Origin of the sequence: Nocardia takedensis NBRC 100417, assembly GCF_000308695.1 — a bacterium.
Lineage (GTDB): Bacteria > Actinomycetota > Actinomycetes > Mycobacteriales > Mycobacteriaceae > Nocardia > Nocardia takedensis.
In genome coordinates this window covers 102520-123947 of record NZ_BAGG01000021.1, presented here as the reverse complement: position 1 = coordinate 123947, position 21428 = coordinate 102520, and the positions used below count along the sequence as shown (strand labels likewise).

General features: G+C 70.2%; 14 protein-coding genes. 8 read left to right on the top strand and 6 right to left on the bottom strand.

Annotated features, from left to right (window positions below; translation table 11 throughout):
- Positions 1-325 precede the first annotated feature (325 nt).
- The 4 genes from ON30_RS05510 (at position 326) to ON30_RS05495 (ending at position 5585) form a co-directional block, all read left to right on the top strand.
- Positions 326-1783, top strand: coding sequence for an aldehyde dehydrogenase family protein (locus tag ON30_RS05510; protein ID WP_040704673.1), 1458 nt, complete (start codon positions 326-328; stop codon positions 1781-1783).
- A 494-nt stretch (positions 1784-2277) separates the two neighbouring features.
- Positions 2278-4695: a sensor histidine kinase gene (locus ON30_RS05505; protein WP_063719827.1), complete on the top strand. Its 2418-nt coding sequence runs from the start codon at positions 2278-2280 to the stop codon at positions 4693-4695.
- Positions 4696-4788: 93 nt separating this feature from the next.
- Complete coding sequence (locus ON30_RS05500; protein ID WP_040704755.1) at positions 4789-5211, top strand: roadblock/LC7 domain-containing protein; 423 nt, start codon at positions 4789-4791, stop codon at positions 5209-5211.
- Positions 5208-5585 (top strand): DUF742 domain-containing protein, encoded by a 378-nt coding sequence (locus tag ON30_RS05495; protein WP_040704672.1) that lies wholly within the window; start codon positions 5208-5210, stop codon positions 5583-5585. Before ON30_RS05500 ends, ON30_RS05495 begins: the two co-directional genes overlap by 4 nt.
- A 4-nt stretch (positions 5586-5589) precedes the next feature.
- Here the strand turns inward: ON30_RS05495 and ON30_RS05490 are convergent, their stop codons facing one another.
- On the bottom strand, positions 5590-7542 hold the full coding sequence (locus tag ON30_RS05490) for a GMC family oxidoreductase N-terminal domain-containing protein (protein WP_040704754.1): 1953 nt from the start codon (positions 7540-7542) through the stop codon (positions 5590-5592).
- 253 nt (positions 7543-7795) lie between these two features.
- Between ON30_RS05490 and ON30_RS05485 the strand changes: the two genes are divergently transcribed.
- A complete protein-coding gene (locus ON30_RS05485; RefSeq protein ID WP_040704671.1) occupies positions 7796-8485 on the top strand; it encodes a phosphoribosylanthranilate isomerase in 690 nt (229 codons plus the stop codon).
- On the opposite strand, the gene ON30_RS05480 is transcribed toward ON30_RS05485, so the two are convergent.
- The 4 genes from ON30_RS05480 to ON30_RS42005 all read right to left on the bottom strand — a co-directional run bounded on the left by ON30_RS05480 (position 8433) and on the right by ON30_RS42005 (position 13348).
- Positions 8433-9296 carry a DMT family transporter gene (locus ON30_RS05480; protein ID WP_040704670.1) on the bottom strand — a complete coding sequence of 288 codons (864 nt, stop codon included), beginning with the start codon at positions 9294-9296 and terminating at the stop codon, positions 8433-8435. The genes ON30_RS05485 and ON30_RS05480 overlap by 53 nt on opposite strands.
- Positions 9293-9559 (bottom strand): hypothetical protein, encoded by a 267-nt coding sequence (locus ON30_RS05475; protein WP_157183615.1) that lies wholly within the window; start codon positions 9557-9559, stop codon positions 9293-9295. Before ON30_RS05475 ends, ON30_RS05480 begins: the two co-directional genes overlap by 4 nt.
- Positions 9559-10233, bottom strand: coding sequence for a hypothetical protein (locus tag ON30_RS38820; protein WP_157183614.1), 675 nt, complete (start codon positions 10231-10233; stop codon positions 9559-9561). Before ON30_RS38820 ends, ON30_RS05475 begins: the two co-directional genes overlap by 1 nt.
- A gap of 559 nt (positions 10234-10792) precedes the next feature.
- On the bottom strand, positions 10793-13348 hold the full coding sequence (locus ON30_RS42005; RefSeq protein ID WP_051028960.1) for a glycosyltransferase family 39 protein: 2556 nt from the start codon (positions 13346-13348) through the stop codon (positions 10793-10795).
- 412 nt (positions 13349-13760) lie between these two features.
- Here ON30_RS42005 and ON30_RS05460 point away from each other — a divergent pair, with 412 nt between their 5' ends.
- Both ON30_RS05460 and ON30_RS05455 read left to right on the top strand, forming a co-directional pair.
- Positions 13761-14606, top strand: a complete 846-nt coding sequence (locus ON30_RS05460; protein ID WP_051028959.1) for a phosphoribosyltransferase family protein — start codon at positions 13761-13763, stop codon at positions 14604-14606.
- On the top strand, positions 14606-16114 hold the full coding sequence (locus tag ON30_RS05455) for a nicotinate phosphoribosyltransferase (RefSeq protein ID WP_040704667.1): 1509 nt from the start codon (positions 14606-14608) through the stop codon (positions 16112-16114). The genes ON30_RS05460 and ON30_RS05455 overlap by 1 nt, the downstream gene beginning before the upstream one ends.
- On the opposite strand, the gene ON30_RS05450 is transcribed toward ON30_RS05455, so the two are convergent.
- Positions 16078-16623, bottom strand: coding sequence for a histidine phosphatase family protein (locus tag ON30_RS05450; RefSeq protein ID WP_040704666.1), 546 nt, complete (start codon positions 16621-16623; stop codon positions 16078-16080). The two genes, ON30_RS05455 and ON30_RS05450, sit on opposite strands and share 37 nt — an antisense overlap.
- Positions 16624-16724: 101 nt before the next feature.
- Between ON30_RS05450 and ON30_RS05445 the strand changes: the two genes are divergently transcribed.
- Positions 16725-21416 carry an ATP-dependent helicase gene (locus tag ON30_RS05445; RefSeq protein WP_245553946.1) on the top strand — a complete coding sequence of 1564 codons (4692 nt, stop codon included), beginning with the start codon at positions 16725-16727 and terminating at the stop codon, positions 21414-21416.
- Positions 21417-21428 lie beyond the last annotated feature (12 nt).

The window sequence follows — 21428 nt, the reverse complement described above, 5'->3', positions numbered from 1 at the left end:
CGTGCGCGACCGGCCGGTCCGATGCACAGCCGTCCGATGCACACCGTCTCGGCGGGAGCGTCCGGTCGAGCCGAGATGCCCCCTGCCCGCCACGCTGCGGTTTCGCCATTTCCCGATAGAGATATTCTGATTGCACTGAAATGAGAGTAAGATTCTCATCAGTCTCCCGCCGGCCCGGCGCACGAGTGACCGTCGCGGGTGGGGAGATCGCCACATACCCCCGATGTCCCGGGCGAGCCGTCCGGGCGGTCGAACGCTCGCTGCTCGCGCGGACTCCCGGACCGCGCGGGACGGGCACGTCGCAGACGCGCGAGGAGTGAAAAGCATGACGGTGCAGTCAGTGTTGGACGAGATCCGCGAGCGCCCCGGCAGCGGTGCGGTGATCCCGATCATCGACCCGGTGACCGAGGAGCAGATCACCGAGTTCACCGACGGCGGCCCCGATGCCGTCGACGCCGCGGTCGCCGCCGCCAAAGCCGCCTCCGAGGCGGGGACGTGGAAGAACCTGGCGGGCAGCCAGAAGGCCAAGGTGCTGTGGAAGATCGCCGATCTGATCGATGAGAACGCCACCGTCCTGGCCGAACTCGAATCGTTGAACGCGGGCATCCCGCAGAACCAGGCCGAGCTGATCGTGGGGGTCGGCTCGGAATGGTTCCGCTACTACGCGGGCTGGTGCACCAAGATCGACGGGATCGCCCACGATGTGAACGCGGGCGGGCTCACCGGTGTGGAATCGCACCAGCACGTCTACACGCTGCGCGAGCCGTATCCGGTGGTCGGGCTGATCTTCCCGTGGAACGGGCCGGTCTTCAACTACTGCGCCAAGCTGGCCCCGGCGCTGGCCGCGGGATGCTCGACGGTGGTCAAACCCGCCGAGGAGACACCGCTGTCGGCGCTGGTGCTGGACCGTCTGGTCCGGGAGGCGGGTGTCCCGGACGGTGTGGTCAATCTGATCAACGGCTACGGGCACACCTCCGGCGCGGCGATCACCGCGCACCCCGATGTGGACAAGGTCGCTTTCACCGGTTCGACCGAGGTCGGGCGGGAGATCGTCAAAGCCTCCGCGCTCAGCAACCTCAACAAGATCACCCTCGAACTGGGCGGCAAGTCGCCGGTGGTGATCTTCGACGACGCCGACCTGGACATGGCGATCACCATGGCCGGGTTCGGAACATTCGTGCACTCGGGTCAGGCGTGCGTGTGCGGGTCGCGAATTCTGGCGCACCGCAAGGTCTACGACAAGGTCGTGGCGGGCATCGCCAACATCGCCGACAATCTCAAGCTCGGCGGCCCCAAGGAAGAGGGCTCGATGATCGGGCCGCTCATCTCGGCCAAGCAGCTCAACCGGGTTCTCGGCTACATCGACCAGGGCAAGTCCGACGGCAACGAGCTGGTCACGGGCGGTCACCGCCTCGACCGCACGGGGTATTTCGTGCATCCGACCGTGGTCACCAACGTCGACCCCGCGACCAGCCGCCTGTTCCAGGAGGAGATCTTCGGTCCCGTGGTCACCGTGCTGCCCTTCGACACCGAGGAGGAGGCGGTCGCGCTGGCCAACGACTCCACCTACGGCTTGGCCGCCACGGTGTGGACCAAGGATCTGGGTCGCGCGCACCGACTGGCCAAGCAACTCCAGGCGGGCACGGTGTCGCTGAACTGCCAGATGGTGTTCGACCACTCGATGCCCTTCGGCGGCTACAAGCAGTCCGGGTGGGGCCACGAGGCGGGCAAGGCAGGCCTGGACACCTACCTCCAGACCAAGACGGTGTGGGCACAGATGTAAACCGGCGCGCGCTCGTCGCGTAGCGGCGCTCCGTCGAGGCGATTCGGCGGAGCGCCGTCCGCGCGAGTGACGAACCGGCCACTGGCTACCTGTCCGTTAACCGTTGCGGCGCGGACGATCTCCCCTCCGCGGTCGCCGAGAGGGGAATCGGTCACGCCGTCTCCGACACCGCGGCGGCAAGCAACTGATAGCGGAAGTGGCACTGCGCGGGACCGCATTTCGGCCGCGCGGGCGCGCGCGAGGTCCGGACCTGAGGCAATGACGGTGTGCCAATAACTGACTGACGATTCTGATCATGAGAGTCGTGCGCCCGCGCGATAGCCGACGGCTCTCAGCGTCGGCCCTGCGTAGGTTTTGGGGTGGGCAACCATATTGCGTAACTGGGATTTCACTCATTAAGGTGACACGGAACACAACCGGTGCGGCACCGGTCTCCGGTCTACGGCGACCGGGTGTATGTGGGTGGGAATTCCCAGAGGTAGGCTCGATCACCGGTGTATGGCAGCAAGTTCATCAGCTCTTTGCAGACCACCTTGACGAAATGGAGGTGGCGCGGACCGGTAGGAGTCAGGACCCGCCTGCTCGCGATCGTGCTCATCCCCAGCATCACCCTGCTCGGGATCGGCGTCGGCGCCTCGATCTACTTGGTGAACGACGGACGCAAGGCCACCGACTGGGCCGAATTGGCCAGCGCCACCACCCAGCCCGCCAAGGACATGATCGAAGCCTTCCAGGCCGAGCGGACCGCCTCGATCCTGCACCTGGCCGGTGACGCCACCGCGACCGCCAATCTCGCGCCGACACGCAAGAACTCCGACACCGCGCTGGTCGGCGTGCGCGCCCAAGGCGACGCGGCCGCGGCGCTGCGCCCCGACCTGGCCAACGCCATCGACGGCTACCAACAGCTCTACGACCAGATGCCGCCGCTGCGCGCGGGCATCGACGCGCGGGCCATCCCCGCCACGCAGGTCTTCACGATCTACTCGACGGTCATCGACACCATCGTCGGCGCCTCGCTGCTCGCGGCGGAGGTCGCGCCGGACTCGGGGACCGCCGTCGACCTCTACAAGGCCCTGAACACGCTGCGGATCAGCGAATCGGTGGCCCGCGCGTCGACCATCGGCGCGACCGCCCTGCTGACCGGACAGATCTCCGGCGACCAGTTCGTGGAATTCGCGCGCAACGTCGGCGACGGCCGCGGTGAGATCGCCCACGTGTCGACCGTGCTGACCGGTCCGCGCGTGGCCCAGTACAAGGCGATCCTCGACAGCGACGCCTACCGCAGGATCGTGGCGATGGAGGACGCGTTCCTGCGCCGCGGCGTGGTGGAATCCGAGGAGTCGAGCTCGGATGCGTCGTCGAGTTCCGCCTCGCGCGCGACCACCGGCGCGAACCGGCGCACCCAGTCACCGACCGAGACGCTGCCGATGACGGCCGCCGAATGGCAGGCCGCGGGCACCGAGGTGCAGACCGCGATGGTGCAACTGTGGCTGGACCTGTGCCGCGACACCCAGGCCGACGCCAAGGCCGACGGCGAACAGACCGCGTCGAATTCGGCGTGGGGCGGTGCGGCCATCGGCGGCATCACCGTGCTGGCCTTCCTGGCGGCGCTGTTCCTGGCCAACCGGCTCATCGGCCGGATGCGCAAACTGCGGGCCCAGACCTTGGAACTGGCCGACCAGCGCCTGCCGGAGACGATCCGCAAGCTGGGTCAGGGCAAGGAACTCGACCAGGCCGACCTGGCCCCGCTGGACTTCGGCTCCGACGAGATCGGCCAGGTCGCCGACGCGTTCAACCGCGCGCACACCGCCGCCGTCAACGCCGCCGTCGCCGAATCCAAGACCCGCGAAGGCGTCAACGCGGTCTTCCTCAACATCGCCCACCGCAGCCAGGTCATGGTGCACCGGCAACTCGCGCTGCTCGACCGCGCCGAACGCGAAGAGGAGAACCCGGGCAAGCTGGACACGCTGTTCCAGCTCGACCACCTCGCCACCCGCGCGCGCCGCAACGCCGAGAACCTCATCATCCTCGGCGGCGAGAAGCCCGGCCGACGCTGGCGCAATCCCGTGCCGCTGATGGACGTGGTGCGCAGCGCCGTGGCCGAAAGCCTCGACTACACCAGGATCCAGACCGGCAAGCTGCCGGAACTGCGGATCACCGGAAGCGCCGTGGCCGACCTCATCCACCTGCTCGCCGAGCTGACCGACAACGCGACCGCGTTCTCGCCGCCGGAATCGCGGGTGGAACTGTCCGGCAACGTCGTCGGCAAGGGTGTGGCGATCCAGATCTCCGACCAAGGTCTCGGCATGTCGCACGAGGAGCTCATCGAACGCAACGCGATCCTGGCCGACCCGCCGGACTTCAGCGTGGCGGCGCTGTCCAGCGACGCGCGCCTGGGACTGTTCGTGGTCGGCAAACTGGCTCAGCGCCACGGGATCTCGGTGCGGCTCTCGGAATCGGATTACGGCGGCGTCCGCGCGATCGTGCTGGTGCCGACCACGCTGATCGCCGACGACGGCGCGCAGCAGCAGATGGACCCGATCCGGGAGAGCACCGACTACGCGCCGCGCCCGGCGATGGCCGCCGCCGTCACCGCCGCGCCGCCGCCGCCCGCCCTGGAACCGCCGCCCGCGCCGCTGCCGCACCGGACCCCGCTGTCGAGCCTGGCTCCCCGCCCGCGGCCGCCCCGCCGCAGGCGCCTCCGCCGCCGACCCAGTCCTATCCGCCGCAGCAGCAGTCCTACGCGCCGCAGTCCTACGCACCGACACCGCCGCCCGCGCCCGCGGCGCCCGCCGCGCCGGACAAGCCCGCGCTGCCGCGTCGCCGCCGCACCGCCCCCGAAGCGGTCGAGGAACATCCCACCTCCACGGGGATGCCGCGGCAGCGCTCGGCCGACGAGGCGCGCAGCCTGATGTCGGCGATCGAGAACGGCACGCGACAGGGACGACTCAACCGGGTCGAGAGCGACTACCCCACTCAGCAATACGATCGACAAGAAGGTGCCGGTGACGACTTCCAAACCTCGTAGCCTCGACTGGTTGCTCGACGACCTGATCGAACGCCTGCCCGACGTCCAGTTCGCCGTGGTGCTGTCCACCGACGGCCTGCTGCTGGGCCACTGCACCGCGATGCCGCGCTCGGACGCCGAACGCTTCGGCGCGATGGCCTCGACCCTGCACGGCGTCGCGCGCAGCGCGGGCGCGCATTTCAAGGCGGGCGGCGTCTGTCAGACGGTGGTCGAACTCGACCTGGCCGTGCTGTTCATCACCGCCGCGGGCGACAACGCCTGCCTCGCCCTGTTGACCTCCGAATCGGCGAACCTGGGGATGGTGGCCTACGAGATGAACCAGACCGTGCAACGCGTCGGGCACCATCTGTCGGTCGATCCGCGTCCCGCGTTCGACCAAGCCGGCACCCGACGGCCATGAACGACCCACGCGAGTCCTGGTACGACGAGGACGCGGGTCCCCTCGTGCGGCTCTACGCCGTCACGAGGGGGCGTTCCGGGGGCGCACGCCACAAACTCGACATGCTCACCCTCGTGGTGAACGCCGGTGTGGGCGTGCAGCCGCGCCGTCCGGAGCCGGAGTACGCGCGGATCCTGTGGCTGAGCCGGTCGGCCCTGTCGGTGGCGGAACTGGCCGCGCAGCTGAACCTGCCGCTGACCTCCACCAAGATCCTGGTCGGCGACCTGATCGACGACGGTCTGCTGAAATACCGTTCGCCGGAGCCGGTGCAGGAGTCGCCCGCGCGCAACACCCAACTGCTGCGCGCGGTCCTCAAGGGCATTCAGGCCATCTGAGTCATCACGTCAGTCGGTCCGCGAGGCGCTTGGCGTTCATGTACGCGATCGCCTCGATCGACACCATCGGGTTGACCCCGGACGAGGTGGGGAAGCAGGAGGCGTCCGCGACGACGATGTTGGGCACGTCCCAGGTCGCGCCGTCGGGGTCGGTGGCCGAATCGGTGCGGGAGCCGCCCATGCGCGCCGAGCCCATGATGTGCAGCGCGCCCATGCCGACCCGCGCGGGCGCGTAACCCGCCTTCTTCGCGGCGGCGGCGAACTCGGCGTGCGAACCCCGCACGCCGGGTTCGTATTCGGCCCCGGACTGGTGACCGGAGAAGATGCGCTTCGCGCCCGCGGCCTCCAGGATCTGGGCCGCGCCCACGATGCCCTGATGCATGCTCGCGGCGTCGCGCTCGGAGATGCGGTACTTCACCACGGCCTCGCCGTCACGGGCGATCTCCACGGTGCCGTGATCGCGGTCGCGGGTGATCACACCGACCGCCGCCGTATTGGCCAGCGCCAGCATCGCCTCGCGATTGTGCTGCGCGCCACGCCAATTCATGAAACCGATCATCATGCCCGGATGCAACGGGCCGGTCTCGTAGATGACGCCGTAGCCGTCGGCCAGGTCGCTGTGCTGACGGGAGATCCGCGCCTGGAGCGCGCCCTCCCACGGACGCACCTCGTCGTCGAACGTGCCGAACACCGCCGAAGCCGGATGCAGACGCAGGTAGTTGCCGATGTTCTTGTTCTTCAGCCCAGAGCGCCGCAGCAGCGCGGGGGTCTGGATCGCGCCCGCCGCGACGACCACCGCGCGCGCGGTGACCCGCAGCTTCCGGCCGTCGGCGGTGACCGCCTCGACGGCTTCGGCGCGACCCGCGCGGACCTCGATGCGACGCACGTCGACGTCGACGACCAAGGTCGCGCCCTTCGCGGCGGCGTCGGCGAGCCAGGTCTTGGTGACCGACTGCTTGGCCCCCAACCGGCAGCCGTAACCGCACCGGCCGCACTCGGGTCCGGCGTCGCAGATCTCGGAGACGTTGCGCGGCAACGTGTCCAGATCCCAGCCGAGGGCCCGCACACCGCGTTCCAGAACGCCGTCGCGGCCCGAGAGCGGCGACCGGTCACCGCGCACGCCGATGCGCTCCACCACCGCGTCCAAGGCGTCGGTGAACTCCTGCTCGGCGAACTGCCGCGCGCCGATACCCGCCCATTCGGCGCGCACATTGTCGGGCGTGCGCAGCGACGTCGTCCAGTTGACGACGGTGCCGCCGCCCAGACAGCCGCCCGCGACCAGGGTGAGCTGCCCTTCCGCCGTGGCCTGCGGGCCCGCCGCGTAGAGCTTGGTGAGACTGTCGAGTTCGTCGGTGCCGAAATCGACGTCGTCGTAGTAGCCGCCGCGTTCCAGCACCACCACGTTCAGGCCGGCTTCCGCGAGCACCGCGGCCGCCGTGCCGCCGCCCGCGCCCGAACCGACCACCACGACGTCGCAGTCCAGTGTCTCGTCCTCGGTCACGCGCTTCGGGCTGAGCGCGGGACGCGGGGCCGAGGCCGACGCGCCGGGCGGGGCCGGGTAGCCCATCTCCTTCCAGATCGGGCTCGCGCCGTCCGGGCCGGGGGTCGTGTAGTAGGACAGCAGCGCGGCGGATTTCAGCGCCTGGAAGATCGCGCGCTTGGCGGCCACCTTGGACTCGCCGAGCGCCAGCAGGAACTTCTCCCGGTCCGCCTGCGAACGCTGCGAGAAGCGCCGCGGCCCCACGCCGGCGAGCAACCCCATGAGCGGGGTGTCCCAGATTCCGAGCAACGTGGCGACCTGTTTACGGTCGGCTTCCCGAGGGTTGCGGTCCAGCAGTCGCAGCACGACATCCGCGACGTTCAGTTCACTTGCCGAAGGCGCCGCGAGCCCGTCACCGGGCACGAACGTGTCGCAGATCAACTCGAGCGCCGCGCGCTGCCGCTCCGAAAGCTGCATGATTCCCATGGTCCTTCCCGCGGATCGCGCCGGGCCGAGGCGCGTCCGTCCTGTTCCCGCGCCCGGCACACCCACCGTGCGACCCGGGTCTCATCCGGATCGATCGGGGCCGACGGCAGCAGAATTGTGATTCACATAACTGTGTGCTGGAACACTACTCCGCCCCTTCCGCGCAGTAAAGCGCAGCCGTTTCAATAGCCGCCGGTCAGCGGGGGTGGGGCCTGGAACCCGTGTCACCGGTACTGTCGTCTCGATGACAGTCCGAGCGAAGATCTGCGGAATCCGGTCCGATTCCGATCTCCGACTTGCCGTGGCCGCGGGCGCCGACGCGGTCGGATTCATCTCCGGCACGACCCACTTCAGCGAGGACAGTCTCAGCGGCCCCGAAGCGACTCGACTCTCCGCTTTGGTCCCACCGTTCGTCACGCGGGTTTTGGTCACCCATCTCGAGGACGCGGCGGCCATCGTCGACCTGGCAGACGAGATCGGGGTCGATGCGATACAGGTCCACGGCTTGGTCGCGCTGGAGACCGTCGGCGCGGTGCGGGCCGCGGCCGGTGGTCGCAAAGTATTGCGCGCAGTCCACGTGACAGGTCCCGATGCCCTCGAAGCAGCGGAAGCGGCCGCGGAACATTGCGACGCGGTGCTACTGGATTCCCGCACGGACGATCGACTCGGCGGAACCGGTCTGACCCACGACTGGTCCATCAGCGCCCGGATCGTGGCGTCGTTGGCGGGCGTCGGCTGCCCCGTGGTACTCGCAGGCGGCTTGAACGCCGAGAATGTCGGCACCGCGATCGCCGAAGTCCACCCGTTCGCTGTCGACGTCAACAGCGGCGTCGAAGACGCCGAGGGAAACAAAGCCGCACGAGCCTGCCGGGACTTCGTCGCTACCGCACACGACTCTCCCGTCTCGACCACATCTCGATCGCTACCGCACTGAGCACGAGTACACCTGCGGCGAGGGCGCCGAGAGTTATCCCCTTGTCGGTGAAGATCGCCCCGGCGATGGAAGCGATCACGGCCTCGTTCAACCCGACGATGCTCGCGGTCGTCGCGTCCAACCGCCGCATCGCATACCAGTACAGGGCGAAACCAGGACCCAGCAGCGTGGCTCCGATCAACAACAGCCACCCGACGACCGCCGCACGCGGCGGCGCGGTCACCATCAGCGCACTGCTCAGCATGCTCGCGATCAGCAGTTGCAGACCCGCCGATGCGATCGTGGTACGAACCGCGGATTCCCGGGCGACCAGCGAAACCAACATCGCGACACACACCGCGCTCCCGACCGCCAGCACGCAGCCGAGCACGATCTTCTCCGGTTCGACGGCGGTCGGACGCCACGCCGCGGCGAGCCAGATGGCGGCTCCGACCAGAAACATCTCGAAGACGACGAGGACAGTGAGCTTTCTTTCTCGGCGCACTATCCGCGCGGCTATCAGCAACAGCGGTGCGGTCAGATGCAACGCGACCACCATGGGCAGCGGACCGATTCGCAATGCCGCGACGAAGAGAACGAGATTCGCGGCTTCCAGACCACCCAACCGCAGATAGAAGCGCGGCGACGCCGCGAATATCCGCCTCGGATCGTCACCTCGAACAACCGCCAGGATCAGCAACATCGCGCTGCCACCGGCAGGGACCAGCGCGATGGAGGTGAGCGCTCCTTCCAGCGTCGAGAGCGCGGCACTCGACAGTCCCCAGAGCAGGGTCACCGTGACCAACAGACCGATCGGGCCGATGGTCGTCATGACAGCAGGAAAGTGATCACGGGGAGCACCACCGCGGTGAACCCCGCGAATACTCCCGCCGAGATCCGCGCGGTCGACACCGACGGGAACCGGGTGGTCAGGCTCGTGAGCGCTCCCACCGCCACGATCAATGTCCCCCAGACAACCAGGGCTCGACTGCCCGGCTTTCCCAAGTCGTCGGCGAAGGCGACCGCCAACGTCGCGATGGTCGTCCCGGCAAGAGCGGCGATTGCGAGCAGGGCAGCCCCCGCGTAGCTGTTCATCACCACCGCCTTACGTCCCCACCCGAGCACGATCTGCCCATCGCTGTGGTGGGCCCCTCGATCGAGCAGATGATGTCGAACACCCTCCCTGGATTGATGCTCTCGTGGACCGCGAGCCGGGCTTGTGCCATCGCCTCCAGCGCCTGCGTGGTCGCGTACGACGTGACGAAACCCTCCGCCGAAGTCCGGAAACCACCTCGGTGCGCGTGCCGGGGCGTCATCTCCTGCAAGTCGAGCAATTCGGCGAGGGACTTGCGCATCGCCGGGGTGAATATCGAAGCGCTGTCGGCCGCCACTACGGCCCCCACCGACAGATGCAGACTCAGGTGCCGCCAGGTATCGGAAACCTCACCGCGTCGAAACGGTTCCTCCTCGACCTTGTCCTCCTCACGTGCCAGTCCGTCCAGCAGTCGCCTGACCGCGAGTTCGGTCGCACGTCGACTCCTCCTACCACCCACCGACACGAACTCCGGTCGTGCCAACACGGCCGCGATATGCGCGGCCGCGTACATCGGCTGCGCCCGAACATCCTCGGAGACCATCGACATCGCCAAGAAGCTCACCCCACGCAGGACGACCTGCGCAACTCGCTCCTCCGCCACCGCGAGCTCCCCCAGGGCGTGCAGCGCCGCCGCGGTCGCGGTGATCGAAGTCGGCCCCGCCCGGCCCGACATCCGCCATCCTCCCGACTCGGCGTCCTGAGCGGCGAGCAGTGCTTCGATACAGGTGACGACATCATGATCGTCGTCCCGAACACCCAGCCATCGCAAGGCCCGCAACCGCCACGCGATATCGACCGGGGCCTCGAAAGCCCACGCACTCCCGCCCTGCCGACCGACCACCGACCGTCGAAGCAATCTCAATACTTCCGCCGCCCTGGGAACTTCCCGGTCGGCCGCTTTGAGCGCGCACACCACCTCGGCCGTATTCTGCGGATTCGGAGGGACATCCGCTACCCAGCCCCACCCCGCGCCACCGGAACCGTCGGACAGCTGACTACGGCCGAACCAATCGACCGCCAAGTCCATACGATCATCGAAACTCGACATCCGCTCCCCCTCGACGCCCTCGCGGCACGTACCCCAAAACATTCTCACACAACGTGAACCACCCGAATCCACGTTTGCGATACCCCTAACCGTCGAGCGGCTGCGTATCTGCGGATTCCCTGGGGTACTGATCCGGATTCGCTGGACGGAACATCGACTTCGAAGTGGCGGGCGACGATGGGTGTCACGGGGTGGTGGGTGGGACCGAGAGGTCGTAGACGGTGATCTCGCCGAGGCGGCGGGGGGTGTAGTGGGAGGTGACCCAGTCCGTGATCGAATCGGCCGTGGCGGGGCGTCCGTCCATCGGGCGACCGGGGCCGCCCTCGCGACGTGACTCGAGGAAGTAGCCGATCTGCCCCGCCGCCACGTACTCGCGGAATGTGTCGAGGGTGGGGGCGTCGTCGCGGCCGCTGAAACCGCCGATCGCCAGGACCGACGCGCCGGTGCGCAGTTCCAGGGATGACGCGCCGAAGGAGCCGACGGTCGCTGCCGCCCAGCGGCGGTCGGTGTCGCGCAACAGGGCTTCGAGTTCGGGGTTCGCGGGGATGGCTTCGGGAGGGCCCGGTTGGCGTGGTTCGCCGGGGCTGGGCTGCCCCTGTTCCCCGAGGCCCGGTTCGGACAGCTGCGGTTCGGCCGACTGGGGTTGTCGCGTACGGGCCGGACTTTGGCCCATGGGTGCGGAGCCGGCGAGCGGTTCGGTCGGCTCGCCCGCGCCGGGAAGGTCGTTGTCGCCTCCCGTGCCGCTGTTGGGACGATCGCCGCGATTATCCGCGTCCGCGGCACTGTCTTCGCGCCCTGGGAGCGGGTCCGCGCCGGCTTCGGCCCGCGGGTCGCGGTTCGGATGCCCGCCGAAATCAGCCGGCCGGCCCGGCATCGGACCGCGCGGCGGTCCCATCGGACCGGCCATGGCGTCACCGCGGGGCCCCGAGACGGGGATGCCGCCGCTGTGCGTGTGGGCGGCGGTGGTGATCGCGTAGGCGGCGGTTCCGGCGAACGCGGTGACGAGCGCGGTGACCGCCGCCAGGACTGTCACTGCCCGCGCCGACCGTGGACGGCCGGCGGATCGAGTAGAACTCCGGGCCGATGACGAACTCGAACCCGCACCGTCGACATCGCTCGAACCCGCACCGACGTCGGGCGCGGAATCGGCAACGCTCGGCCGAGACGTTGCAGCAGCACCCGACCGAGACGTTGCAGCAGGACCCGACCGAGACGTTGCAGCAGCACTCAACCGAGACGTTGCAGCAGCACTCAACCGAGACGTTGCGGCAGCACTCAACCGAGGGGATGCGGCAGCACCCGACCGAGACGTTGCAGCAGCACCCGACCGAGACGTTGCGGCAGGGCCGGAATCGGTGTGCGCGAGTTCGGGTTTCGACGAAAGAACCAGACCGAGACGCGGGGGTACGAGCAGACAGCAGGCCGCGACGAGTGCGGTGAGTGGAATCGTCCAGCGCAGCCAGGGCAGCCATTCGGGGGTGCGGGCGAGCAGGACGGCGGACCAGAGGCCGGTGAGCAGGATGATCGCGGACAGCGACCAGCGGGCGAAGGGTTCGGCGCGGCGGGTCCACAGCAGGTGGGCGGAGGTGGCGGCCGCGGCGGCTGTCGCGGGGGCCAGGGCGACGGTGTAGTAGGGGTGGACGACGCCGCTCATGTAGCTGAAGACCAAGCCGGTGACCAGGAGCCAGCCGCCCCAGAGCAGCGCCGACGCGCGGGTGCGGTCGGTGCGGGGCGCGCGGCGGCTGAGCCACAGGACGGCGGCCAGGCCGAGCAGAGCTGCGGGGAGCAGCCAGGAGACCTCGGTGCCCATGAGGTCGCGGAAGAGTCGGGTGGGGCCGGTCTCGCCGCCGAAGGCGGGGGTGCGGGGCGGGCCCGGGGTGTCGGAGCCGCCAGGGTTGCCGTGACCGCCGAGGATTCGGCCGAGTCCGTTGTAGCCGAGGGCCAGTTCCCAGAGGCTGTTGTCGGTGGAGCCGCCGATGTAGGGGCGGTTCCGCTCGGGCCACAGTTCGACCAGGACGACGAACCATCCGCCCGCGACCAGCAGGGTGAGCCCGGCGGTGGCGAGGCGCAGCAGGCGGGAGGCGAGACCGCCCGCGGCGGCGAGCAGGAAGACCGCGGCGAGAGCGGGCGCCACCAGCATCGCTTGCAGCATCTTGGTGAGGAAGCCGAAGCCGAGCGCCACCGCGGCGGCGACCAGCCACGCGGTGCTCGGGGACCACCATCGCGTGGCTTCGGCGTCGATCGCGCGCACGGTGCAGCAGGCGGTGAGGATCAGCAGGAAGGTGAGCAGCGCGTCGGGGTTGTCGTAGCGGAACATCAGCGCCGCGACCGGGGTGGCGGCCAGCGCCGCGCCCGCCAGCAGACCGGGGACGGGTCCGCTCCAGCGGCAGACGGTGACGGTGAGCAGCGCCACCGAGCCGATGCCAAGCAGGGCTTGCGGAAGCAGGATCGACCATCCGGAGACGCCGAACACGCGGGCGGACAGGCTCATCAGCCACAGCGCGGCGGGCGGTTTGTCGACGGTGATCGCGTTGCCCGCGTCGTGGGAGCCGAACAGCCACGCGGTGAGGTTGTCGGTCCCCGCTTGGGCGGCCGCCGCGTAGTACTCGTTGCCCCATCCGGCCTCGTGCAGGCCGAGGAGATACAGCAACGCGGTCGCGACGAGCAGTGCGACCAGCGCGGGCCGCTCCCACCGCGATCGGACGCGAGGGCCGATCACCGCCACGTCGTCGGCGCTCACGCGAGCCCGCCCGCCGGCACACTCGCCCGCACCGATCCGCTCCGACGACGGCCCGACTCGACGCCTACCGACCCACTCGGTCGACCACCTGACCCGACATCCACCGAACCACCCGACCAACCACTCCACTCGACCTCCACCGACCGACCCGACCAACCGACGCTCAGTGACCGACCCGACCCGACGCCCACGGATTCCCGCAGGCAAGAACGGTTCGCACCAGGAAGTCTCGCCCGATCGCGCTCGGCCCTCATCTCGGTTCCCTCCCTGGTCCTGGCGCGCCGGTTCGGGCGCGTGGGTCGAACGTATGCGGGTCGCCTCAGCGCAGTCTCCGAGAATCCTGCGAAGTCGCTGTGAACGGAACCACCCCTAGTTTTGGTTATATAAACCAAAACTATGCTACGGTGGTCGCATGATCGAGACGATGGTGCGCACCCCCGAGGGGGCGCGACCCGATGACCTGGAGTTCCCGCGCTTTCCGGGCGGCGAGTGGTTCGCCCGGCGCGGCCCGTCCTACGACCCGGACGCCACCCGCTTCGCCGTCGTCCGCGGCGGTTCCCCCGACGATTTGATGGCGCTGGGAATGTGGGCCGACCTGGTGCGCCACCACGGCGCGAAGGCCACCGTGCTCATGCCCTACATCCCGGCGGCGCGCACCGACCGCGACGTGCCGTGCGGATCGTCGGTCTACGCGCGGGTGATCACGGCGTTCGCCGACGAGGTGATCTACGCCGACATCCACTCCCCGATGGCCCGCGCGGCGCTGGAAGGTCCGGCGCTGACCGAGATTCCGCTCGGGCCGCTCGCCGCGTCGGTGCTCCCCCACGACTACGACCTGGTGGTCGCGCCCGATGCCGGGGCCCGCGAGCGCGCGGAAACGGTGGCCGCGGCGCTGGGCGGCCTCCCCGTCGCGCACGGTCGCAAACAGCGCGATCCGGCGACCGGCAGGCTCAGCGGTTTCGTCCTGGACGCCGCGGTCGCGGGGCGCAGGGTGCTGGTCGTCGACGACATCTGCGACGGCGGCGGCACTTTCGCGGGCGTCGCCGAGGCGGGCGGGTTCGCCGCGGCCGACCGGGTCGACCTGTGGGTCACCCACGGCGTGTTCTCCGGCGGCCCGCGCCTGACCGCCAATCTCGCCCCGTACGCCCACGTCTACACCACCGACTCGCATCCGGGAGCGCGCGCGTCCGCGTTGCCCCCGACCCGCCTGCACCTGGTCGACCTGGTCGATCACGTTCTCACCGAAGGAATCCTGTGATGTTCCGTCTCGCCACCGACCCGCTGTTCCTGACCGACGCCTACAAGTTGGACCACCGCCGGCAGTACCCGCCGGGCACCACCCGCGTGTACTCGAACCTGACCCACCGCGCGTCCCGGGTCGACGGTGTCGAGCACGTGGTGCACTTCGGCTTGCAGGCGTTCCTGCGCGACGTGCTCGAGGATTCGTTCGCGGCCTTCTTCGCCGCGGACGTGGACCGGGTGTGCGCGGAGTACGAGCGGCGGGTCACCTCGATCCTCGGCCCGAACCACATCGGCAGCGACCACATCCGGGCCCTGCACGCCCTGGGCTACCTGCCGTTGTCGATCCGCTCACTGCCCGAGGGCACGCTGGTCCCGCTGCGGGTGCCGGTGCTGACCGTGGAGAACACCCACCCGGAGTTCTTCTGGCTGACCAACTATCTGGAGACGGCGCTGTCGGCGGCGATCTGGCAGCCCTCGACGTCGGCGACGACCGCGTGGCGGATGCGGCGGTTGCTGACCGCGCGCGCCGCCGACACCGGGGCCGATCCGGCCGCCGTGGAGTTCCAGGCCCACGACTTCTCCTTCCGCGGGATGCCCGGGATCGAGGCGGCGGCCGCCTCGGGCGCGGCGCACCTGCTGTCGTTCTCGGGGTCGGATTCGCTGGTGGCGGCCGACTGGATCGACTACTTCTACCCCGACGAGCCCGGTGCGCGACCGGAACCGCTGTTGGCTTCGGTCGCGGCGACGGAGCATTCGGTGATGTGCGCGGGCACGAAGGAATCCGAGGACGACACCTACCGTCGCCTGCTGGGGCTGTATCCGAGCGGGATCGTGTCGGTGGTCAGCGACACCTTCGACCTGTGGCGGGTGCTCACCGAGACCCTGCCCGCGCTGCGCGACCGGATCACGGCCCGCGACGGCACCCTGGTGATCCGGCCGGATTCCGGCGATCCGGAGACCATCCTGTGCGGGACCGACGCCGACGACAGCCCGGCGGGGCTCGGCGTGGTGCGACTGCTGTGGGAGACCTTCGGCGGCGAGGTCAACGAGGCGGGCTACCGGGTGCTCGACCCGCACGTGGGCGTCATCTACGGCGACTCGATCACCTACGCGCGGGCCGAGGCCATCACCGCGCGCCTGGCCCGCATGGGTTTCGCGTCGACCACCGTGGTGTTCGGCATGGGTTCCTACAGCTACCAGTACGTCACCAGGGACACCTTCTCCTCGGCGGTGAAGGCGACCTATGTGGAGGTCGACGGGGTGGGCCGCGACATCCACAAGGATCCGGTCACCGATTCGGGGACCAAGCGGTCGGCCAAGGGCAGGCTCGCGGTGCTGCCCGACGCCGAAGGCAACCTGATCGCGCACGAACAGGCCACCCCCGCGCAGGAGGACGCCAGTGCCTTGGTGGAGGTGTGGCGGGACGGGAAGTGCCTGCGTCCCGTGGGGTTCGCCGAGATCAGGGCGCGGGTGCGGGCGCAGGCCGATCAGGCGGAGAAGTGCAGGCTCCAGTCGCCGCGGTAGTGCAACCGGGTGACGCTGCACGGCGGGATGTCGATGCGCCAGAACGAGGTGGCCGGGGCGTCGAGCGTGACCAGCAGCGCGGAGCGGATGACGGCGGGGTGGGTGACCGCCACCGTCGCCAGCCCCTCCGAGGCGATCTCGGCCATCCAGTATCTGGTCCGCTCGATGACCTCGACCACCGATTCGCCGCCGTGGCCGCGGAACCGCGGATCGGTGAGCCAGGCCAGCAGTTCGGCCTGCGGGACGGCGGTCAGTTCGTCGCCGCGCCAGGACCCCGCGTCCAGGTCGCGCAACCGCTCGTCCGGCAGGCCGGTCAGTCCCATCAGCGCGGCGGTCTCGACGGTGCGGCGTTCTGGTCCGGTGAGCACGCGGGTGGCCGCGATCCGACCGGTCGCGGCGACGGCGCGCCGCCCGGCGTCGGTCAGCGACTCGTCGACGGGGAATCGTGCCTTGCGCATCGCCTCGGTCATGCCGTGGCTGACCAGGTCGAGTCTGAGCACCTTCCGCACGCAGGAAGAGTACGGCCTCGTTCCGCGCGTCGACCCGCACCCGCCCCGGGCTGACCGATTCACGCCGACGGCTTGTCGGTGCCCCGGTGCAGACTGGTGACATGGCCGAACCCCCGACCGCCATGTTCTCCACCGCCGACTTCTCCGCGCCCACGCGCGAGTGGTTCGACGGCGCGTTCCCCGCGCCCACCGCCGCCCAACTCGGCGCGTGGGGGTCGATCGCGGCCGGGCGGCACACGCTGGTCATCGCGCCGACCGGGTCCGGCAAGACGCTCTCGGCGTTCCTGTGGGCGCTGGACAGGCTCGCCCAGCGCGCGGAACGGGCCGAGGGCACCTCGGTGCTGTACGTGTCACCGCTCAAGGCGCTGGCGGTCGACGTGGAACGCAACCTGCGCGCGCCGCTGGTCGGTATCACGCAGACGGCGAAACGGTTGGGGGCCGCGCCACCGGAGATCAGCGTCGGCGTGCGCTCGGGCGACACCAGCGCCGCCGACCGGCGCACCATGCAGCGCAGACCGCCCGACATCCTGATCACCACCCCCGAATCGCTGTTCCTCATGCTGACCTCGGCGGCGCGCGACACCCTCGCGCGGGTCGACACGGTCATCGTGGACGAGGTGCACGCCATCGCGGGCGGCAAGCGCGGGGCGCACCTGGCGCTGTCGCTGGCCCGGCTCGACCAACTCACCGAGCGGCCCGCGCAGCGGATCGGGCTGTCGGCCACCGTGCGTCCGCCCGCCGAGGTGGGGCGGTTCCTGGTCGGCGACGCGCCGATCACGATCGTGTCCCCGCCCTCGCCGAAGACCTTCGACCTGTCGGTGCGGGTGCCGGTCGCCGATATGACCGAACTGGGCGATTCCGATCAGCCCGGATCACTGTGGCCGCACGTCGACGAAGCGATCGTGGACCTGGTCCTCGACCATCGGTCCTCGATCGTGTTCGCCAACTCGCGTCGCCTCGCCGAACGGCTCACCGCGCGTCTGAACGAGGAGTACGCGGCGCGAGTGGGCGACCCGGTCGACAACGCGCACAAGCCGCCCGCCCAACTCGGCGCGTCCACCGAAGTGGTGCACGGCGCGGAGCAACTGCTGGCGCGCGCGCACCACGGATCGGTCAGCAAGGAGCAGCGCGCGCTCATCGAGGACGATCTCAAGAGCGGGCGACTGCGCTGCGTGGTGGCCACCAGCAGCCTCGAACTCGGCATCGACATGGGCGCGGTGGATCTGGTGGTGCAGGTCGAGGCCCCGCCCTCGGTCGCCAGCGGCCTCCAGCGCATCGGCCGCGCCGGTCACCAGGTGGGCGAGATCTCCAAGGGCGTGCTGTTCCCGAAGCACCGCACCGACGTCATCCACTGCGCGGTCACCGCCGCGCGGATGCTCGACGGACGCATCGAGGAACTGCGGATCCCGGCCCACCCGCTCGACATCCTCGCCCAGCAGACGGTGGCCGCCTGCGCGCTGGAACCGATCGACGTCGACGGCTGGTTCGAGACGGTCCGCTCGACCGGCAGTTACGCCGCGCTGCCGCGCTCGGCCTACGAGTCGGTGCTCGACCTGCTCTCCGGTCGCTACCCGTCCGACGAATTCGCCGAACTGCGTCCCCGCCTGGTGTGGGATCGCGACGCGGGCACCCTCACCGGCCGTCCCGGCGCACAGCGCTTGGCCGTCACCTCCGGCGGCGCGATCCCCGACCGCGGCATGTTCGCGGTGTACATGGTGGGCGAGAAGAACTCCCGCGTCGGCGAACTCGACGAGGAGATGGTCTACGAATCGCGGGTCGGCGACGTGTTCGCCCTCGGCGCGACCAGTTGGCGCATCGAGGACATCACCTTCGACCGCGTGCTGGTCACCCCGGCCTTCGGGCAGCCGGGCCGGCTTCCGTTCTGGCACGGCGACGGACTGGGCCGTCCCGCCGAACTCGGCGCGGCCCTCGGTGAGTTCCTGCGCCGGGCGGGGGAATCCGCGGACCCCGCCGGGCCCGCGCGGGCCGAGGGCGAGATCCCCGAACGGCTGCTCGGCATCGCCGCCGGAGCCGGACTCGACGGCAACGCGACCACCAACCTCGCCGCCCTGCTGGACGAACAGCGCGCCGCCACCGGTCGCCTGCCCACCGACAAGACCTTGGTGGTCGAGCGGTTCCGCGACGAACTGGGCGACTGGCGACTGGTCCTGCACTCCCCCTACGGTCTGCCCGTGCACGCGCCGTGGGCGCTGGCGGTCGGCGCGCGCCTGCGCGAACGATTCGGCGTCGACGTCGCCCCGAATGCCTCCGACGACGGCATCGTGGTCCGCCTGCCCGACACCACCGACGATCCGCCCGGGGCCGACCTGTTCGTCTTCGAGCCCGACGAGATCGACGACATCGTCACCGAACAGGTCGGTGGTTCGGCGCTGTTCGCCTCCCGGTTCCGCGAATGCGCCGCCCGCGCGCTGCTGTTGCCGCGCCGCGACCCGGGCAAACGCGCGCCGCTGTGGCAGCAGCGGCAGCGGTCGGCCCAACTGCTCGACGTGGCGCGCAAATTCCCCGCGTTCCCGATCCTGTTGGAGACGGTGCGCGAATGTCTGCGCGACGTCTACGATCTGCCGTCGCTGCGCGATCTGCTGGGCCGGGTGGCGCGCAGGCAGGTGCGGTTGGTCGAGGTGGAGACGGCGACGCCGTCACCGTTCGCCAACGCGCTGCTGTTCGACTACATCGGGCAGTTCATGTACGAGGGCGACAGCCCGCTGGCCGAGCGGCGGGCCGCGGCGCTGTCGCTGGATTCCGGTCTGCTCGCCGAACTGCTCGGGCGGGTCGAGTTGCGCGAACTGCTCGATGCCGGGGTCCTCGAGCAGACCGAACGCGAATTGCAACGGCTGACTCCCGAGCGGCAAGCGCGCGACGCCGAGGGGCTGGCCGATCTGCTGCGACTGTTGGGGCCGCTGACCCCCGAGGAAGCCGGGTTGCGCTGCGTCCCTTCGGCTTCGCACGCCGAGGACGGCTGCACCGAGCATCCCGCCTGGTTCGCCGCGCTGCGTGACGCCCGGCGGGCATTGGAGGTGAGCTTCGCGGGGCGGCGCTGGTGGGTGGCGGTCGAGGACGCTTCGCGGTTGCGCGACGCGCTGGGCGTGCCGCTGCCGATCGGGACGCCCGCGGCGTTCATCGAACCGGTGCCCGACCCGCTGGGCGATCTGGTGGCCCGCTACGCCCGCACGCACGCCCCGTTCACCACCGAGGCGGTGGCGTCGCGGTTCGGGTTGGGCACGGCGGTGGCGGCGGGCGCGCTGCATCGACTGCTCGCCGAGAAGCGGGTGGTGGAGGGCGAGTTCACCCCGGCGGCCACCGGGTCCGAGTGGTGTGACGCGCAGGTGTTGCGCCGGTTGCGGCGGCGGTCGCTGGCGGCGGCGCGGCACGAGGTGGAGCCGGTCGCGACCGCCGCGTTCGGCCGGTTCCTGCCGGTGTGGCAGCAGGTCGGCACCGGCGCGCTGCGCGGCGTAGACGGTGTGGCGGCGGTGGTGGAACAGCTGGCGGGGGTGCCCGTTCCGGCGTCGGCGCTGGAGTCGCTGGTGTTGCCGGCCCGGGTCGCCGACTATTCGCCCGCGATGCTGGACGAGTTGATGGCGAGCGGGGAGGTGGTGTGGTCCGGGCACGGTTCGCTCACCGCCAAGGACGGGTGGATCGCGTTGCATCCGGCCGAACAGGCGCCGTTCACGCTGGCTCCGCCCGACGAGATCGAGCTGTCCGAGACCCATCTGCGGCTGCTGTACGCGCTGGGCGCGTCGGCGACCCCGTGGGACACCGCGTCGCCGACACTGCCCGAGGTGGTCGAACTCGACGCCGAATCCGGCGGCCGGACAACCGTTTCCGAGCCCGTCGTCCTTCCGCCGCCCGCGCGGGTCGGCGGCGCGTACTTCTTTCGGCAGCTCTCCGACGCGACCGGCCTGCTCGACGACACCGCCGTGGCGGCCGCGCTGTGGGATCTGGTCTGGGCGGGGTTGGTCGCGGGCGACACCTTCGCCCCGGTGCGCGGTCGGCTCCTGGGGACCGCGCGCACGACCACCGCGCATCGGATGCCGCGTCGCGCCCCGCGCGGTCGGGCCTACCTGCCGCGGCCCGCGATGCCGACGCGCTCGGGTCCGCCCGCGGTGGCGGGCCGGTGGTCGCTGCTGCCGGACCGTGTGTCGGACAACACGATCCGCGCCCACGCCACCGCGGACACACTGCTGGAGCGCTACGGCGTGCTCACGCGGGGTTCGGTGCAGGGCGAAGGCGTGCCGGGCGGATTCGCGCTGATGTACCGGGTGCTCACCGAATTCGAGGACCGCGGTCGGTGCAGGCGCGGCTACTTCATCGATTCGCTGGGAGGCGCGCAGTTCTCCACCACCGACATCGTGGACAGGCTGCGCTCCTTCGACGGCGACCGCACGGGTTCGCCGCCGCAACGCGCGGCGGTCGCCTTGGCGGCCTGCGATCCCGCGAACCCGTACGGGGCGGCCCTGAGCTGGCCCAAGAGCGGCGGCGAGAGCGGCCACCGTCCGGGCCGCAAAGCGGGCGCGCTCGTCGTGTTGGTCGACGGCGATCTGGCGCTCTACTTGGAGCGCGGCGGCAAGACGTTGCTGAGTTTCACCGAGGACCCGGACGCGCGCCGGGCCGCGGTGACGGCGCTGGCCGAGCTGGTGCGCGCCCGCCGGGTGGATTCGCTGGTCATCGACCGCGTGGACGGCGAGACCGTGCACGGCCACACCTTCGCCGAATTCCTCACCGCCGCCGGGTTCTCCGCGACCCCGCGCGGCCTGCGACTGCGGACACGACCGTGACGGCGAGCGCGC

What these genes read in the sequence shown, in the direction of transcription:
- ON30_RS05475 (WP_157183615.1), bottom strand. Translation starts at nt 9,559, where the DNA reads ATGAACAGCTACGCGGGGGCTGCCCTGCTCGCAATCGCCGCTCTTGCC.
- ON30_RS05445 (WP_245553946.1), top strand. Translation starts at nt 16,725, where the DNA reads ATGGCCGAACCCCCGACCGCCATGTTCTCCACCGCCGACTTCTCCGCG.
- ON30_RS05460 (WP_051028959.1), top strand. Translation starts at nt 13,761, where the DNA reads ATGATCGAGACGATGGTGCGCACCCCCGAGGGGGCGCGACCCGATGAC.
- ON30_RS38820 (WP_157183614.1), bottom strand. Translation starts at nt 10,233, where the DNA reads ATGTCGGGCCGGGCGGGGCCGACTTCGATCACCGCGACCGCGGCGGCG.
- ON30_RS05495 (WP_040704672.1), top strand. Translation starts at nt 5,208, where the DNA reads ATGAACGACCCACGCGAGTCCTGGTACGACGAGGACGCGGGTCCCCTC.
- ON30_RS05455 (WP_040704667.1), top strand. Translation starts at nt 14,606, where the DNA reads ATGTTCCGTCTCGCCACCGACCCGCTGTTCCTGACCGACGCCTACAAG.
- ON30_RS05485 (WP_040704671.1), top strand. Translation starts at nt 7,796, where the DNA reads ATGACAGTCCGAGCGAAGATCTGCGGAATCCGGTCCGATTCCGATCTC.
- ON30_RS05480 (WP_040704670.1), bottom strand. Translation starts at nt 9,296, where the DNA reads ATGACGACCATCGGCCCGATCGGTCTGTTGGTCACGGTGACCCTGCTC.
- ON30_RS05490 (WP_040704754.1), bottom strand. Translation starts at nt 7,542, where the DNA reads ATGCAGCTTTCGGAGCGGCAGCGCGCGGCGCTCGAGTTGATCTGCGAC.
- ON30_RS05510 (WP_040704673.1), top strand. Translation starts at nt 326, where the DNA reads ATGACGGTGCAGTCAGTGTTGGACGAGATCCGCGAGCGCCCCGGCAGC.